At 66.8% G+C, this 16,579-nt stretch carries 9 protein-coding genes and 1 pseudogene; 7 read left to right on the top strand and 3 right to left on the bottom strand.

The genetic code is table 11. From position 1 onward, the window contains the following. Nucleotides 1-110: 110 nt before the first annotated feature. The 7 genes from MJQ72_RS19945 to MJQ72_RS19975 all read left to right on the top strand — a co-directional run bounded on the left by MJQ72_RS19945 (nucleotide 111) and on the right by MJQ72_RS19975 (nucleotide 7,472). The gene (locus MJQ72_RS19945) at nucleotides 111-563 is read left to right on the top strand and encodes an SsgA family sporulation/cell division regulator (RefSeq protein WP_240600876.1); all 453 of its coding nucleotides are present in this window, start codon (nucleotides 111-113) and stop codon (nucleotides 561-563) included. Between the two features lie 507 nt (nucleotides 564-1,070). Continuing rightward, nucleotides 1,071-1,616, top strand: coding sequence for a sigma-70 family RNA polymerase sigma factor (locus MJQ72_RS19950; RefSeq protein WP_240600877.1), 546 nt, complete (start codon nucleotides 1,071-1,073; stop codon nucleotides 1,614-1,616). 152 nt (nucleotides 1,617-1,768) lie between these two features. Further along, on the top strand, nucleotides 1,769-3,103 hold the full coding sequence (locus MJQ72_RS19955; protein WP_240600878.1) for a ferric reductase-like transmembrane domain-containing protein: 1,335 nt from the start codon (nucleotides 1,769-1,771) through the stop codon (nucleotides 3,101-3,103). Nucleotides 3,104-3,232: 129 nt separating this feature from the next. Then, the gene (locus MJQ72_RS19960) at nucleotides 3,233-3,370 is read left to right on the top strand and encodes a hypothetical protein (protein ID WP_240600879.1); all 138 of its coding nucleotides are present in this window, start codon (nucleotides 3,233-3,235) and stop codon (nucleotides 3,368-3,370) included. Nucleotides 3,371-3,408: 38 nt separating this feature from the next. Further along, complete coding sequence (locus MJQ72_RS19965; protein ID WP_240600880.1) at nucleotides 3,409-3,672, top strand: DUF4360 domain-containing protein; 264 nt, start codon at nucleotides 3,409-3,411, stop codon at nucleotides 3,670-3,672. 231 nt (nucleotides 3,673-3,903) lie between these two features. Next, nucleotides 3,904-6,723: a hypothetical protein gene (locus MJQ72_RS19970; RefSeq protein ID WP_240600881.1), complete on the top strand. Its 2,820-nt coding sequence runs from the start codon at nucleotides 3,904-3,906 to the stop codon at nucleotides 6,721-6,723. A gap of 80 nt (nucleotides 6,724-6,803) precedes the next feature. Further along, the gene (locus MJQ72_RS19975; protein ID WP_240600882.1) at nucleotides 6,804-7,472 is read left to right on the top strand and encodes a hypothetical protein; all 669 of its coding nucleotides are present in this window, start codon (nucleotides 6,804-6,806) and stop codon (nucleotides 7,470-7,472) included. A 973-nt stretch (nucleotides 7,473-8,445) separates the two neighbouring features. Here the strand turns inward: MJQ72_RS19975 and MJQ72_RS45120 are convergent. The 3 genes and pseudogenes from MJQ72_RS45120 to MJQ72_RS19980 all read right to left on the bottom strand — a co-directional run. Then, nucleotides 8,446-9,738 (bottom strand): aminotransferase class I/II-fold pyridoxal phosphate-dependent enzyme, encoded by a 1,293-nt coding sequence (locus MJQ72_RS45120; RefSeq protein ID WP_396426991.1) that lies wholly within the window; start codon nucleotides 9,736-9,738, stop codon nucleotides 8,446-8,448. 1 nt (nucleotide 9,739) lies between these two features. Further along, nucleotides 9,740-10,093, bottom strand: coding sequence for an acyl carrier protein (locus MJQ72_RS45125; RefSeq protein WP_396426992.1), 354 nt, complete (start codon nucleotides 10,091-10,093; stop codon nucleotides 9,740-9,742). Between the two features lie 173 nt (nucleotides 10,094-10,266). Continuing rightward, nucleotides 10,267-15,978 (bottom strand): annotated as a pseudogene (locus MJQ72_RS19980) (SDR family NAD(P)-dependent oxidoreductase); the annotation flags it as partial. Nucleotides 15,979-16,579 lie beyond the last annotated feature (601 nt).

The following is a 16,579-nucleotide window of genomic DNA, read 5'->3' on the forward strand; positions in this document are numbered from 1 at the left end:
TCGGGCAATTTGGTGGGTTGTGGCTGTGTATTCGGTTGGTCCGAGTGAAGGCTGGGTCACTTTTTTGGTGGTTCGGTGAACCGTTGGGTGGGCTGGTTCGTCTATGGGGTATGACGTATTTTTCGCCGGAGTTTCCGGTCATGGACGGTCGGCGTGTGGTGAGTCGCCGGTTTACCTTCATTGTGGCTGATCGGGATGGGCGGCCGCCTGTTGTCGATGCGAGTTTGCATTATCGGGACGATGATCCTTACGCGATCGCGATGGTTCTCGATGGTGGGCCGGCTGGGCCTGTCGAGTGGACGTTCGCTCGTGATCTTCTTGTGGAGGGGCTGGTGCAGGCCGCGGGGCTGGGGGATGTGCGTGTCGCACCCGCGGTGGAGGTCGCGGGTGCTGCCGCCATCGAGCTCACCAGTCCGGACGGCACTGCCACACTGCTCGGCTCGTCGGACGAGCTGGCGGGCTTCCTGCGTTCGACGTTCGCTGTCGTCCCTGTGGGCTGCGAAGGCGACCACCTTCCCCTGGACGGGGCCCTGGCCGCGCTGCTGCGCAGCGAGTCACACTAGCGACACCTAGGGCACGTGTGCCGGGACAGTCCGGGGCCTTGCTGTTCGTGTTGGCGGCAGGGGCATCGAGGGCAGGCATTCTTGCCCGGAAGTCGTCGTCGGGGTACGAACCGGTCGCCTGATGTGAGACTGCTTTCATGGACACGCGGGCGTTGCGAGGTAGGTCACCCTGCTTCTCCGTGCCTGCGTTAGTGAAGATGTTCACCGACGTGCTGATCCACCGGTCGGCAAGAGTCGGTCACGATGAACGGGCAGCGGCATTCGCCTCGCCAGGAAATCGGGCTCGTCGAATTCTCTCCCCGTCGCCGCTATCCGGTCAACTGTTTTCGGCAGGCGCGAGGCCACCTTGGTACCCCAGGACGCGGTGCACGAACGCCACACAGCAGGCTATGGCCCGGGCATCCGGCGGTGTACCAGTGATCATGTCGGTGCGCACCCTGTTCCGGGTTGTGCGGACATCTTCGAACCTGAAGCTGTCCCAGCCGGCAGGATAGGGAAGAGCGTCACATGACCAGTTCCGCGATTCGGCATCGTCGGCAGGTCGCCGACGACGCACTCGTTTGTTCCATCGTCGAGGAACACGGCAAGGCCATGCTCGCCTACGCGACGCGGCTGCTCGGTGACCGGGTCGCCGCGGAGGACATCCTGCAAGAAGCGTGGGTGCGAGCGTGGCGGCATCCCGAGAATCTGACCACCAGGAGAGAGTCCCTGCGGGGTTGGCTGCTGACCGTCGTCCGGAATCTCGTGCTGGACCGCAAGCGTGCCCGTGCGAGACGACCGACGGAGGTGGCGGAGTCATCGGAGGACATTCCCGTCGAGCGCGACCATGCCGATAGTGTCGTGGATTCCATCTTCGTTCTTGCCGCGCTGGATGAACTGACGATCAAACATCGCGACGCGCTGGTGCAGATTTATGTACATGGCACGTCTGTCGAGGAAGCGGCGAAAAAGCTCGGCGTTCCTCCGGGGACTGTGAAGTCGCGCTCACACTATGGATTGAAGGTGCTCCGTGAGCGTCTTCATGCGCAGGGCCTGACGTCGGACGCGGCATGACAGACGTCGCGCATCCGCGGAAGTTTCAACGCGTCGATAACAAAACAGGACGGCAAGGCTTCCCGAAGGAGTGGCCGTCACATACTGTGCACGCCACCCGAGGGTTTCGTCGAGGGTGGTAGGTGCCTGCCGTGGACGGAAGGTAGCGACAGATGACGACGAGTACGCAGGTGCGGCCGGGCATGCTGCCGCCGGTCGTTCAGGCAAGGCTGGCTCTCTGGTCGTTCCTGGTCGTCAACGTGGTGATCATCGAGTTCTTGTTCGTCACCTCTGGCGAGGGCAAGAACGGAATCCTCACCGTCGCCAAGTTCTTCGGCCTGCACGCGGCATTGCTGCTGATCTGCCAGTTGCTGTTGGTGGCGAGGGTGCCGTGGCTCGACCGGCGAATCGGCATGGATCGGCTGACCGTGTGGCACCGGTGGATCGGATTCACGATGTTCTGGACCGTGCTCACGCACGCGACGATCGTCGTGCTCGGCTACGCGGCGCTCGACAACGCCTCGGCGGGGAAGACATTCTTGGCATTGGCCGGTGTGCCGGCCTCGTTGCTGGGCATGTTTGCCGCCGCCATCGTCCTGCTGATCGCCGCGATCTCGACCCGATACGTGCGACGCAAGTTGCGGTACGAGGTATGGCACGGATTGCACATGCTGCTGTACGTGACCTTGTCCTTGGCCTTCGTGCACCAGCTGCTGGAGACCACGACGTTCAGGGCCTCCACGTTCGCGACGATCTACTGGTGGGCATTGTGGTTGCTGGCCTTCGGCTGCCTCGTCACCGGGCGGATCGTCATGCCGGTCTGGCGCAACACGTACCACCGGTTCCGGGTCGAAGCCGTCGTGCCTGAGGCGGCTGACGTCGTGTCCGTGCACATCACCGGTCGTCACCTCGACAAACTGCCCGCTCGGGCAGGCCAGTTCTCGATCTGGCGGTTCCCTGGCCATCGGCACTGGTGGCTGGCCAACCCGTTCTCGCTTTCGGCCGCACCCAACAGCCGTTCGTTGCGCTTGACGGCCAAAGCCGTGGGCAGTGGCAGTGCGGGCTTGCGCAACCTGAAGATCGGGAACCGGGTACTCATGGAAGGCCCATATGGCTCGTTCACCACACGGCACAGAAGGTGCGACGGCATCCTGCTGATCGCAGGCGGCGTGGGTATCACACCGATACGTGCGTTGCTGGAGGAGGAACAGACCGGAAACGCGGTGGTCCTTTACCGGGTGCGTGACGAGAGCTCGGCCGTGCTTCTTCGTGAGGTCCGGGAACTGGTCGAGCGCCACCGCGGACGGCTGTACCTGCTCACCGGCCGGACCGGACAAGGCGCCCGGCCATTCGAGCCCGAGGCTCTGCGTCATATGGTTCCCGACATCACCGAACGCGACGTCTACGTGTGCGGCCCGCCCGCGATGACCGCCGTGGTGGAGAACGCTCTGCGAAAGCTGGGCGTACCGAGAAACCAGGTGCACGCCGAAAAGTTTGGCTTGGCCTGAGAGAAGTCGTTCGCTCCGGAGCCGACTGGATCCGTTGTGCGCTCCGCTTGGTTTGCCAGGTAGCGCGTTCTGTCAGTTTGGTGCCAACCCCCCTCGACCTACACGCAGGGTCGCGCCGATGCGGTTCGTTTGACGGTCGAGATCGCAAAAAGCAACCCGCTGATCAGGGCTTCGGGTGTGCTCGCCGTCGATGCGGACCTCGCCGCCGCTGGCGCGTCGCCGGTGACGCCCAAACGCCCCGACGGCCGATCCCTGCCACCGCTGTGATCGAGCAGCGTCGCTTCAAGGGGACGGCGCGCACTTGCGTGAGCTGCCTGGCCTGGAACGCGCCAACTACTACTTGCCACGGCAATTCGCCGACGTCGTACGTGAACCACAACCTCAAAGGCCTGTTCGAGGACAACTGGGAATTCACCGACGACATCGAAGTCGGCGCCATCGTCTACAAACCCTGTGGTGAGGACCGGAACTTCAACATCAACACGGAACTGCGGGCCGCGGTCGGCACTTCCGATCCGAAGAAGACCACCAGTTTCGGACTCCCGACGCGGACCCAAGCCTCGGAGTAGGGGTTCGTTACTTGGGTCAGGGCGGGGATGATCCGAGCGTTCGTTCGGCGACGGGGGCGATGATGTCACCGCGGGATGCGATCGTAGCTGTGTTCGATCGGGCAGAGTCTGCCAGGAAATGAGCCCGAGGGTCGATCCTCATATCCGAGCCGTGGTCTGCGGTAGGGCAAGCTCTTGGGGTTGAGGTCTTGGAGGCCTGGCTCGACCTTGCGATCTTGAGGAGGATCGTCGTTGCTGTTTACGGACGCGCCGGTCTTGACCGGGCTGGCTGGCAGGGATGTGACCCTCTTCCTCAAGGAAATGGGCGAGTTCGTGGTGCACGCCTCCTTGCCGGAGCTCGCACCGGAGATCTCAGCGGCCCGGGGCCAGGGGCCGGGGCACTCCCGCGATGCACGGGCCGCCGCCGGCCGGTTCGGCGGCTATTATCTTGTCGGGCCGGTGCCGGCGGTGTCTTTTCCCCAGGCCGTGAAGCGACCCGGGGTGCACGAGGGGCTCAGGCCTTGGCCGTGGCAACCGGGGGTGGATCCGTTCGTGCTGATGGTTCATTCCCTTCATCGGGAGCAGCTGTGTCTGGTGGTGGACGGTCAGGCGCGGCCGGTTACCGATGAGGCGCTGGGTTCGTGGCTTCGGGTGTTGCCGGAGCTGAGTGCCTCGAGCCGGCCGTTGGAGGACCCGCTGGTTCTCTTGACCTGCAGCAGGGTGGACGCGCGGCAGGGGCTGGCCGATCAGCTCGGGCGCCTGGTCTGGTTTCCGCACGGTGACATGTCGGCGTTGTTTCTTGACCCGGCCGGCCGCGCCCCGGGGGCCGAGGTGAGGGTGGGTCTGCACCACACTCAGGACGGCCGCGGTGGACGGTTCACCTCCGTCTATCCCCAGGGCCCGGCTGGTGACCGGGTGCGGTGGGCGTACCGGTCCCGGTTCCCCGCCGACCCCACCGGCTGGCTGGTGGAACGGTCCGCCCCTCCCGGTGCTGTGGTCCCCGCGGGATTGCGCCCGTACCTGTTCGGTGGCCCGCGGACCCGCGGTCTGTGTTACTTCGACCGGCGTGACCACCGGTCCCGCTTCGCTGCCCTGAACGCGCGCCTGGGGTCTTCGCATGTGGCCTGGACACCGAACCACGCCTACCAGCCCGGGATCCGGGCACCCATCGACCCGGTCACAGCGCGGCCCTGGCACAGCCGGGAACTGGGCCGGCTGCCGTTCGACCTGCCCGCCACAGCCGTCGTGGCCGGCTACTTCGCTGACGGCAGGTTCGCGGTCTACGACGTGCGGCAGGACCTGACCTATTGGGAGACACCGTCGGCGTTCGGGCGGCGCCTGCGCAGGGATCTGACCGCGGCCGGGGACCCGATGCCCTCGCGGGTGCTGCTGCTGACCGACTTCGACGCGGTCCCTGCCCTGGCTCGCCAGCAGATCATGCCAAGCCTGGACGGTACGACGCTGATCACCGCGAACACACCCGCGACCCTGTTCCTCGACGAAACCGCCCCGACAGGTGGCGTTCCCACCACGCGCATCGCGCTGCTGCCCGCCGAGGGAACCGTCGGACCGCCGGTGTGGACGGCCACAACTTCCGCCGGTACATCCACCATCGTGGCCCGGCCGGCCGATATTCGTGTTATTCCGACCACCTCGGACACACGCGACAGCGGAGTATCACAGCGTTCCCCGGGCGAGGAGCTGGGGCGGGTGCGGATGCCGGTTCCGGTGGGATTGCCGGTTCCGGCGGTGGCACGGTCGGCGGGTGGCAAGGCAGCACTGGTCGAAGACGGGCCGCTGGGGCGGTCCGGGCCGCAGGAGTGGTTCGAGATCCTGGACCGGGAAGGAGCGGGGATAGTGACCTACCGGGTCTCCAGCTGGGGCCGGATCGGAATACCCGGATGGGCGAACCCGGTACCGGGAGTGGGATGGGCACAGTGGGGACACGATCTCATCCACCCGTCTACGGGAGTAGTGCTACGAGGACACACGGGCTGGATCGGGCGGCTAACAGCCGCGGAACTACCGGACGTTCGATCCGCCCTCGCTGCGCACGGTGCGGAACAGTTCACGTTGTCCGCGACGCCGGCCGGGATTTTCGCGACACCAGCGGGAGGCGGGAGAGTGTGGCAGATCCCGTTCCACGGGCACGTGCGCCGCGCCGCCCCCACCACGACGCCGGAGCCGGGTCGACCGGGGCGACCGCTGCCTACGGCACCCGAGCTGACCGAAGACGAACTGTCGATGCTCGCGGCCGAGGTCCAGAAAGAGCTGCGCACACTACGCAAACCGGGAATGGCGCGGATGGTCGTCGCTCGTGAAGACGTCCGTGCGATTCACAGTCACTTGGACCCCTCACTGTGGCAGCATCCGTTGTCCAAGCAGGGAACCAAGATCGCACAGTACTGGGTAAGCGGGCACCAGAACGGCGTCCAGCTTCCCGGGGCAGGCCAAAGCGTCGAGGCCGAGTGGATGAACCCGATCGAGGTCGACCCCTTCGGCTCCGACCTGGAAGATGACGGGTCGATTGACATCGAGGAGGTGCTTGAGGAGGTGCTGGAGCGTCACGGGACGGCGGTACTGGCACGCTGCCGGGGCGCGGAGGTGACACTGGACGTGGATACCTTCTTCCAGGACGACCAGGGGCGGCTCCACACCACCGAGGAGGGCGCCTCCGCGAGCATGGTACAGCCGGTGACATTCGGGTACCCGGAACTGGTTCTGTGGGTCATGCCGCACCTGCCCGGCGAGGTGCGCGATATTTCGCTGGAAGAGGGCAGGGCTATTTACCGGATGGTGAGCCAGGCGATGGCCGAGGTCCCCGGAGCTGGGGGTGATGGGCCGAACACGGCGCTGGCGGAGGTGCTGCGTCCGCAGGATGGCTGGGAAATGACCGCGTTGGGTCGTGCCGCCCGGATCGGACCTTTGGCATTGGGGTCTGATAGGGGCCTTGGGTCCAATTCAATGTGGGTGTCCCCGCAGAGACGGGTTACCTGTTCGGGCAGTATCTGCAGGCGCACACATTCACTGCTTTTGGCGTGCACACACTGGCCCACCGCGGTGACGGGCTAGCATTCGCCGATGAGGTCGCAGCCATGTATCTGAGCTGGCGTGCCCTGAGACACATCTCGGACCAAATCATGGACCGTGCCATGAGCTTGGTCGAGGTGGCGGAGCTGTCGGTGCAGGCCGTGCGCTCCCACGTGTTCTCGGCGTACATTCATGCTGCAGCACTCTTCACATACCCCACCAGCTGGGATCCGGTGAAGTACCACGCAGCCGAGCTGACCCGACTCGAGCCCAAGAAACTGCGTCGAGCTCTGCCTGACCAGTCCCAGGAGTTCCTGCGGCTGTTCTCAGAGAAGATCTGTCGCCTGGCGATAACCAGGGTCACCGAGCGGCTGCCGGACCGTGTCGCTCATGCGGAGTCCCAGTCCGTCACGACCACGGAGGAGGTGCTGCGAGACAGTGACGACAAGACGCGCTTGTATTGGGAGGCAACACTAACCGATCAGCACGATCACCGGGACGTGATGAAGTATTGCTTCGATCGGATGACTGTGCTGGACGATTTCGACGTGGTCGACGGCATGCCGTTGGTGGTGAAGGAAGTACGGGCCCACGGGGACAGGAAATACCCGACCTACACCGAGATGGCCAGGGCACAGGATCAGATCGCGGACGCGGCCACGCACGCTTACGTGGTCGCCAAAAGATTACACAATCCTACACCTGAGATGCTGGCCGACTTCGAAGCGGCCTTGCAGGAACTGCGTGCTCACGGGGCAAGGCTGGGGCCAGGTGGCGGGGGCACCCAATGACGGCGGCGATCGGCGGTACGCGTTCCAGTCGCGCCCTCAACGATAGCCGGGATACCCGTGATAACAGGCCCGCCGTGACTCCACTGACTACCGGCACATCCTGCAGGTCAAACGCGCAGCTCAGGCATATCCGCCCGATTTTCGGCGGATACTATGGCGACCCCGAACCCGCGGATCGGGCACCGGTCCTCGGTGGATTGGCCCCTTGGGGTTCACGGCGAGGAACCCTCACTTTCGCTGAACTCGCGGCAGCCCGAGGCAGTCGTTCGGTGCGTAGATTTGACTGAGTGTGTCATGTCCCGGTCGAGGGCGTACGTTTCGATGCTTCGTATTGGCGATGTCGCAGGTTGGATGGTTGCAGTAATGCGAGAGATTCACCTATTTGGAAACCGAAGGGGATGGTCGCGTGGTTTGCTGGGATCGTTGTGGCGATGTCGTTGTCGGAGTGCTCACTTCTCGGCAAATCCGTTGGCTCAGAAGGCATCTCAATGACTACTTGTGCCGAGTCGCACGCGCACTCGAAGGTGGCTTTGACGATCCTATTGTCACTACCGTCCTCGAAGCTCGGCGATCCAGTAGGGATGCGCGGGTATGTCTCGTGGAGACGATTAAGGCAGTCACGGTATCGCTTGAATCATTGCCCTTTCGTGGTGGGGTGGTTGAGTTGAGGGACGACGAGGCTCGACGGCGTTGGGTATGGGCCATGCACGAGTTGCGTATGACCATGGCCCTTCGACTTGACGGGGTAAGTAATCCGGGGGCGTCGGAAAAGCTGATAACCTGGTTGCAGCAGACGGTCGATACAGTGGTTTGTCTGAGCGAGCTCCCTCTTGGGATCGGCAATTCTCATTGTTGGTCAGAGCTGGGTTCGGTAAATGAGGATTGAACCGTGTTCAGGTGGCAGATCCACCGAGGCGAGGGCGAAGATGTCAGTTGATGCGACACGTTCGAGGTGTCGGCGCGCGCCGGTTCCTCAGCGCGGTCCTGGGTCGCACGAGGCCAGTTCGGAGACGAGGGTGTCCAGTTGCTCGGCGGTGTGGTCCGCCGAGAGGAAGAGCCGGATGCGAGCCTCACCTTCCGCGACCGCGGGGTAGGCGATCGGCGCCGCGTTGATACCCGCGCGCAGCAGGCGACCGGACGTGGTCATGGTCCGTTCGGTGTCGCCGAGAATGATCGGGACGATCGGCGTTCCGTCGCTGGTGCCGGTGTCCCACCCGCCGGCCTGCAACGTCCGCACCGCCGTGGCGGCGTTGGTCCTCAGGCGCGTCAACCGGTCCGGCTGGCTCAGCATCAGATCGTAGGCGGCGGTCGCGGCCGCCACCTGCGCGGGCGTCGGTGGCGTCACGAACAGGCAGATGCCCGGCGCCAGCATCCGGATCGCCCAGATCAGGTCGGCGTCACCGGCCAGGAAGCCACCGCAACCGGCCAACGCTTTCGACAGCGTCCCCATCCACAGGTCGACGGCATCTCCCGGCAGTCCGAAGTGCTCGCGCGCACCCCAGCCGTGCTCGCCGAGAGTGCCGAAGGAATGCGCCTCGTCGACCATGACGAGGCAGTCGTGCTTACGAGCGACCGCCACCAGTTCTGGTAGTGCGGCGATATCGCCGTCCATGCTGTAGACGCCCTCCAGGACGACCAGTACCCGTTCGGCATGCGCGCGCGAGCGCGTGAGCAACGTGTCGAGCGACTCGGGGTCGTTGTGCCGGAAGGTCGCCCTTTTGCAGTGCGCCCACTGGGCCCCGGCTACGACACTGCTGTGGATCAGGGCATCGCAGGCCGCCAGGTCGTTCGGGCCCAGCAGGAACGGGATGACCGCGGCGTTGGTCAGGTATCCGCTGGGAGCGAGTACCGCGTCGTCGACCCCGTAGGCATCGGCCAGCTTGCGCTCGAGGCGCGGGTAGAGCGGTATCTCCCCGGCTACTGTCCGGCTGGCCGACGCCGAGGTCCCATAGGTGTCGATCGCGGCCTTCGCCGCGGCTCGCACCACTGGGTGCCCTGCCAGCCCGAGGTAGTTGAAACCGGAGAAGTTGATCACCTCCCGGTCCAGGATCGTGGTGACGGCGCCGTTGACCCCCTCGTGCTCGAGGAAGAACGGGCTGGGCATCCCTCGCTTGGTGAAGAAATCGTCCATGTCCGAGCGCAGGTCCTTCGCGGCCTGGATGCCGGCGTGACCGGCCAGTCCTGTCCGCCTGACCGTCCTGGACGGTGCCGCTGAGCCGTGCCGGTTGAGCAGTTCCTGGGCGAGTGCCTTCGCGTCGTTGCCCATCTCAGTTGACCTCCAGTCCGTTGGCGAGGTGACGCGCGATGGCGACCAGCCCGGTTCCCCGGCTGAACTCCAGTGCCGAGACCTGCCCGCCGAGCAAGTTGGCGACCCGTGCCGCGAGCTCGACCGCGAGCAGCGAATCCAGGCCGAGTTCCGGCAGGGCGGTGTTGTGGTCGATCGTGTCCGCCGCGGTGCCGAGCACGGTGGCGAGCTGCTCGGCGAGCACGAAGGCCAGAACCTCAGCGCGTTGTTCCGGGGCAGTGTGAGCAGGTCCCCGCGAAGGCTCTTCCCGTCCGCGGTGCTTACGTGCTCGGCGAACCGGGTCGACGTGCCGGAGGCGGGGTTGGCCAGCGCCCACGCGTTCCAATCGATGTCGACGACCAAGGCCGAGGAGACCTCGGTGAAGCCGAGCAACTCGTGCAGGAGCTGCGCCGCTTTCACCATCGGGATCGGCTGGATGCCGACGAAGTCCATGTAACGCTGAACCTCCGCATTTGCCTCGGCCATCCCACCGCCGCCGAGCGCGCCCCAGTTGACCGACAGGGCGGTCATTCCTCGGGCTCGCCGCAGCTCGGCGAGAGCGTCCAGCCCCGCGTTGGCTGCGGCGTACCCGATTTGCGAGACGAGCCCGATCAACGCGGAGACGGACGAGCAGAGCACGAAGGCGTCCAGGTCGGTGTCCTCGAACTCCTCGTGCAGATTCCACGCGCCACGAAGTTTGGGATCCATCACCCGGCGCAACGAATCCCTCGTGATCTCACCGAGTGGCCGGTCGTCCAGCACGCCCGCGGCGTGGAAAACCCCACGTACCGGTGGCATTGTCGCCGCTGCCCGCTCGGCCAGTTCCCGCACCGCGTCCGGGTCCGAGACGTCCGTGCGTTCCTCCGCCACCTGAATCCCATCGGCTCGCCACGCCCGCAGCCTGGCCAGAGCCCGTGGGCTCGCCGCGCCGGCCCGGCCGGTCAGCACCAGGTGGCGGGCACCCTGGGTGACCAGCCAGTCCGCGATGGCCAACCCGAAGGCGCCGAAACCGCCCGTCACGAGGTACGTGGCATCCGGCCGCACGGAAAACTCCGGCCTACGAGGCAGCACTGGCGGGCTGGTGCCGAGGTCCACCACGACCCTGCCCATGTGGCTGGACCGCGCCACCGTGTCGCAAGCGGCGGGCAGGTCCGCGGCGTCGTAGACGGTCGCGGGCATCGCCTGGTACGTGCCGGTCTCGAGTTCGCTGACGACCTCGCCGATGACCGACCGGACGACTTCTGGGCGCGAGGCCAGCATGCGGTCCATGTCGACGGCGATGAACGACAGGTTGCGGTCGAACTCGGTCAGCTCGAGCATGCCGCCGCTGTAGATGTCGGTCTTGCCGATCTCCACGATCCGGCCGAACTCGGCCGCGGCCTTGAGGTTCTGTCGCAGCGCCTCGCCGGGCAGCGAGGTGAACACCACGTCCACACCACGTCCGCCGGTGAGGGACAGGACATCGTCGACGAAACTGAGCGAGCGCGAATCCACGGTGTCGTGCGCGCCGGCCGCGTGCGCGAACGCGCGCCGCTCCTCGGATCCCGCGCTGCCGATCACTCTGGCGCCGAGCGACCGGGCGACCTGGATGGCGGCGAGACCTGTTCCCCCTGCCGCGCCGTGGACCAGCACGGTCTCGCCCGCGGTCAGCCGCGCGGCACGCGTGAGGCCGTAGTGCGCGGTCAGCAACGGCAGCAGGGAACCGGCGAGTTCGTGCCCTGCTCCGGGTGGCGCGCCGACCACGCAACCGTCCGAGGCCGACATCGTGAGAAATCGCCGGAACATGTCCCGCGCGGCGACGAGGACCCGGTCGCCCGGCGCGAACCCGGAGCCCTCGCCTGCCCGGGTGATCACACCGATGCCCTCCATGCCCACCGACGTGGCGAAGTACGTGCCACGCAGGCTCGCTTCGGGGAGCACTCCGAGGATCTTCATGACGTCCTTGTAGTTCAGCCCGATCGCGTCCATCCGCACCTCGACTTCCCCTGTGGTCGGTGCGACCCGGGTGGCCGTGCGGAGGGCCAGGTCCGCCAGCAGCCGTGACCGGGGCACCACCAGCTCGAACGAGCCGTCCCGGTCCGGCAACGGGATGGCTTCGGTGTAAGGGCTCAGCCGTGTGTCGAGGGTCCTGCTGATGTGTGGAACGAATGACATTCCCTGCCGCACGCAGACCTCGTCGGCGCCGTCGTCGGAGCAGTCGAACAACTCCGCTCGGCTGTCGGCCAGGCCGGCCCCCGGTTCGAGGTCCACCAGGCGCCATCGCGCGGTCGGCTGCTCGTTACGCAGAGACCGCCGTGCGCCGGCCAGCGCGGCGTGCGCCATGACCGGCTCATTCCTGTCACCCGGCAGCCGGAACGCACCCTCGGTGACCAGCACCGCGCGCAGGTCGGCCTTGCCGGTCTCATCGAGCACCTCCTGGATTCCGCGGGCGGCGGCCACCAGCTCGGTGACCAGGTCGACCGGGTCGGCCCACCCGGCAACCACCACGACGACACGGCTCCCGCTGGTACGTCGCAGCGCCTCGGCGAGGCCGCCAGGCCCGACTGGCGTCTCGGCGCGGCATGCTCTGGCGATCACGTGTGCCCGCGCGTCGTCGCCGATAGCCACCACGACCGCACTAGCGGGCCGCCGCTCCGGCTCACCTTCCCTCGGCTGCCACCGCAGCTCGTGATAGAGGCGGTCCAGCTCGTCGGCGGCGGATCGCGGCGGGGCCAGCGGGGCGAACTCGACGTCGACCAGTTCCAGGTAGGTCATCCCCTCCTCGTCGCTGATGGTGATGTCGGCACGCACGCCGGTACCGGGGCGCCGCCGGACCACCGCGGTCACCGTTCGGGCCGGCACGGGCGCGAACCACCGCACCATGCCGACCCCGGCCGGTACCAGGGTGACCGGAGGCAGGTTCTCCAGCGCGACGACCGCCTGGAACGCGGCGTCGGTCACCGATGGGTGGGCGAGGTGGTCGCCGCCGTCCCGGCCCGGCACGATCGTCGCAACCACCGTGTCACCGGCCACCTCGGCCTCGACGACCCTGCGGAACGCGGGACCGTAGTGCAGGCCGCGCGCGGTGAGCCGGTCGTAGAACTGTTCTCCCGTCACGTTCTCCGCATCGACCGCTGGGATGATCGCCGCACTGGCGCCGACGGGCGCGTCGACGATGCGGCCGGTGCAGTTCACCGTCCAGTCGGTCGCATCGGTGGCTCGGGAGTCGATCGTGACCCGGTTCGTCGCCTCGTCGAGGCGAAGCCGCAGCGCGGGGACGTCGTGCTCGCCGACCACCAGCGGCGCGGAGAACCGCACCGACTCGGCCACAAGGCTGTGCTGTGTGCCGTGCTCGGCCGCCGCGCACAGCATGGCGTCGAGGTACGCCGCGGCCGGCAGCAGAACCATCCCGTCGACCACGTGGTCCCGCAGCCAGGGCAGGCGGGTGGTGGACAGCTCGGTCCGCCACTGCGGTGCACCACCGTCGACCCGGTCGCCGAGCAGCGGGCGGCTGTTCGGCATGCCGGTGCGCTGGCGGGCCACCTCGGGCGCCTCCCTGAAGAGCCGGACACGCTGCCACGGGTAGGCGGGCAGGTCGACGTGGATCGCACGCGCGCCGTCTGCTCCGGGTATCTCCTCTCCGAGGCAGCCGGCCTCGTACAGCTCGCCGATGGCCTGCTTGAGCTGTGTGCGATCGTCCGAGCCACGGCGCAGCGTCGCGATCGCGGCGCCGGTCTCCCCGGCGTGTACGAGCATCTCCCGGATGTTGCCGCCGAGTACCGGGTGCGGTCCGATCTCGAGGAACACGCGGTGCCCGTCGGCGAGCATGGCCCGAACAGCCTCCGCGAAGCGCACCGGCCTGCGGACGTTGTCGCACCAATAGGCTGCGTCCATGAGCGGCTCGTCGGCGCGAGTCCCGGTCACCGTCGAATAGAGCGGGAGTGTCGGCATATGCGGGCGGACGCCACCGAGAACTGTCGCCAGCTCCGGCAGGATCGTGTCCATGAAGACACTGTGGTAGGGCACGGTGACCCGCAGCGGTCGCACGAAAGCCCCCGCCGCGTCGAGATCCGAACGCAGCAGCTCGAGAGAGTCGCGCCCGCCCGCGAGGGTCACCGACGTTGGCCCATTAGCGGCGGCGACGCACACGTCGTCGCGATCGAGCTTGGTGATCCAGGCGTTGGCCTCGCCCTCGGAAAGGCCGACGGCGAGCATTCCTCCGGTTCCCTCGGTCATGCTCTGGAGCCGCGCGCGGTGAAGACTCACCAGCAGTGCGTCGGACAGGCTTAGCGAGCCACTGAGGTAGGCCGCACTCACCTCGCCGACGCTGTGACCGACGAGGGCGGCCGGTTGGATCCCCGCGTCCGCCAGTTCCGCCGCGAGGCACACCTGGACGAGGAAGTTGGCCGGCTGCGCCACTTCCGTGTCGGTCACCAGTGAGGTCTCCTCGTCGGTCAGTAGCCGCTCCACGATCGACCAGCCCGCCATCCCGATGAACACCGAGTCGATCTCGGCCGCTGTCTTGGCGAAGACGCCGTCTGCCTGGAGCAGGTCGCGGCCCATCCGCCACCACTGCGGCCCCATGCCGCTGAAGACGAACACCGGGCGGGTACCAGGCGGGACGACCGCGCGCGTCACTTTGCCGTTACCGGCTGCCAGCGCGGCGAGCGCGGCCGCCAGCTCCTCGGCGGTCTGGTACGGAGTCGCGGCGCGGACGTTGTGATGTGCCCGACGTGCCCACGCCGCGGCACAGGCCAGGTCAGGGTCGGTGCCGGTCGACACCAACGCGGCCGTCGCCTCGGCGAGGTCGCGGACTGCCTGCTCGTTCGCGCCGGAGAGCGGAAACACTCGTACCGGCGCCGGCCGCGACTTCGGTGGCAGCGACGCCGGCGGCTCCTCGATGACGACGTGCGCGTTGGTCCCGCCGTAGCCGAAGCTGTTGACGGCGACGAGGACGCGGCCGTAGCCGGCCGGGAACGGTTCGACCTCGGTCGGCACCCGCAGGTTCAGCTCGTCGAAGGGGATCGCCGGGTTGAGCCTGTTCAACCACGCCTGCGGCGCGATGGTTCTGTTGTGGACGACCAGCGCGGCCTTGATCAGGCCCGCGATCCCGGCCGCGGCCTCGAGGTGGCCTATGGCAGCCTTGACCGAGCCGACGACCAGCGGTCGGCGGCGTCCGGTAGTCGCGCCGAACGCTGCGCCGAGGGCGGCCAGTTCGATCGGGTCACCGACCGGGGTGCCGGTGCCGTGCGCCTCCACATAGCCGACCTGGCCGGGGTCGATCCCAGCCTCGGCGCACACCCGGAGCGCCAGCTCGCGCTGAGCGTCGAGGTTCGGCACGGTGATGCCCGTCGTGCGGCCGTCCTGGTTGACCCCGCTGCCGCGGATGACCGCGTAGATCCGGTCGCCGTCACGGAGGGCCGCGGCGACCGGCTTGAGCACGACCATCCCGGCACCCTCGCCCCGGCCGTAACCGTCAGCGGCGGCGTCAAAAGACTTGGAGCGTCCGTCCGGGGACAGGAACCGTCCCTTGCACATGGACACGAACGTCTCCGGGTGCAGCATTACGTTGACGCCACCAGCCAGGGCGATCGTGCACTCGCCACGCATCAGCGCCTGGGTGGCCTCGTGCACGGCGACCAGTGAGGAGGAGCAGGCTGTGTCGATGGTCATGCTCGGCCCGCGCAAGTCGAGCACGTGCGAGAGCCGGTTGGACAGCATCGTCAGCGTGCCGCTGGTCGCGGTGTGACTGTCGATCGCTGTTCGTCCGGCAGGAAGATGACGGCGAATCTGGTTGTCGGTCATGAACCCGCCGACATACACGCCGACGTCCTGGCCCGCGACCCTGCCCGCGATGCCGGCGTCGTCGAGGGCCTCCCACCCGACCTCCAGCGTCAGGCGTTGTTGGGGATCCATGACCATCGCCTCGCGTGGCGAGATCCCGAAGAAGTCCGGGTCGAAGTCCCACGGTGACGTGGTGAGGAAGCCACCCTTCCTGGTGTAGGCCCGGCCAGGGGCCTGCGGGTCCGGGTCGTAGAACAGGTCCGCGTTCCACCGCTCGGCCGGGACGTCGACGATGCCGTCACTCCGTGCGGTCAGGAACCGCCAGTACTCCGCCGGGCCGCGTACCCCGGCGGGAAACCGGCACCCCATGCCGACTACCGCGATCTCCGTTATTCCCCGTTCCACGCTCTTCCTCCGGTTTGGTCTCGATCCTTTGGAGCCTGTTCTGCCTTCCGCCACACCCGCAGACTTTCGTGCCTGTCGCCGGTCCTCGGACTACCGTGGGTGCGGCAACTGCGTCGAGTAGTGAGCACTACTTGCGGATTTCCCGCTCTTGCAGACAATGCGCGGCAATGATTCGGTGTCGCTGTGTGCTCCCGTCCGGCGACGTTCCGCCACGACCGGGGGATTCTCGAGATTCACGGCCAAGGCCATCAACTATCGCCTCCGATCGGCCTTGGTGCGTCTCCCTGGACGGGATGATGCTCGGCGACGCGGGTCGCCCTGGGCATGTCACCTGCACATGAAGCCTGACTAGGGTGAACTTCCCTCATGAGCGGCTTCAGGTCCACTGTGGATGGTCAGGTAGTTGCCCACAGCCCGGCCTGGCCGGGTACTGAGTGACGCCCTCGTTTCGGGTGCGGGAACAGTGGATACGAGTCCTGCGGGTTACGGTTGCCGCTCAGGATCAATGCGCGCACCTCAGGTCATCGATCCCGGCGTGGGACGTCAAGAGATAACGTTCAATGACACATTGCCTTATTGGCTGGAATTATGTTCCTGTTCGGGCAATTTGGTGGGTTGTGGCTGTGTATTCGGTTGGTCCGAGTGAAGGCTGGGT

Source organism: Amycolatopsis sp. EV170708-02-1 (assembly GCF_022479115.1).
Taxonomy (GTDB): domain Bacteria; phylum Actinomycetota; class Actinomycetes; order Mycobacteriales; family Pseudonocardiaceae; genus Amycolatopsis.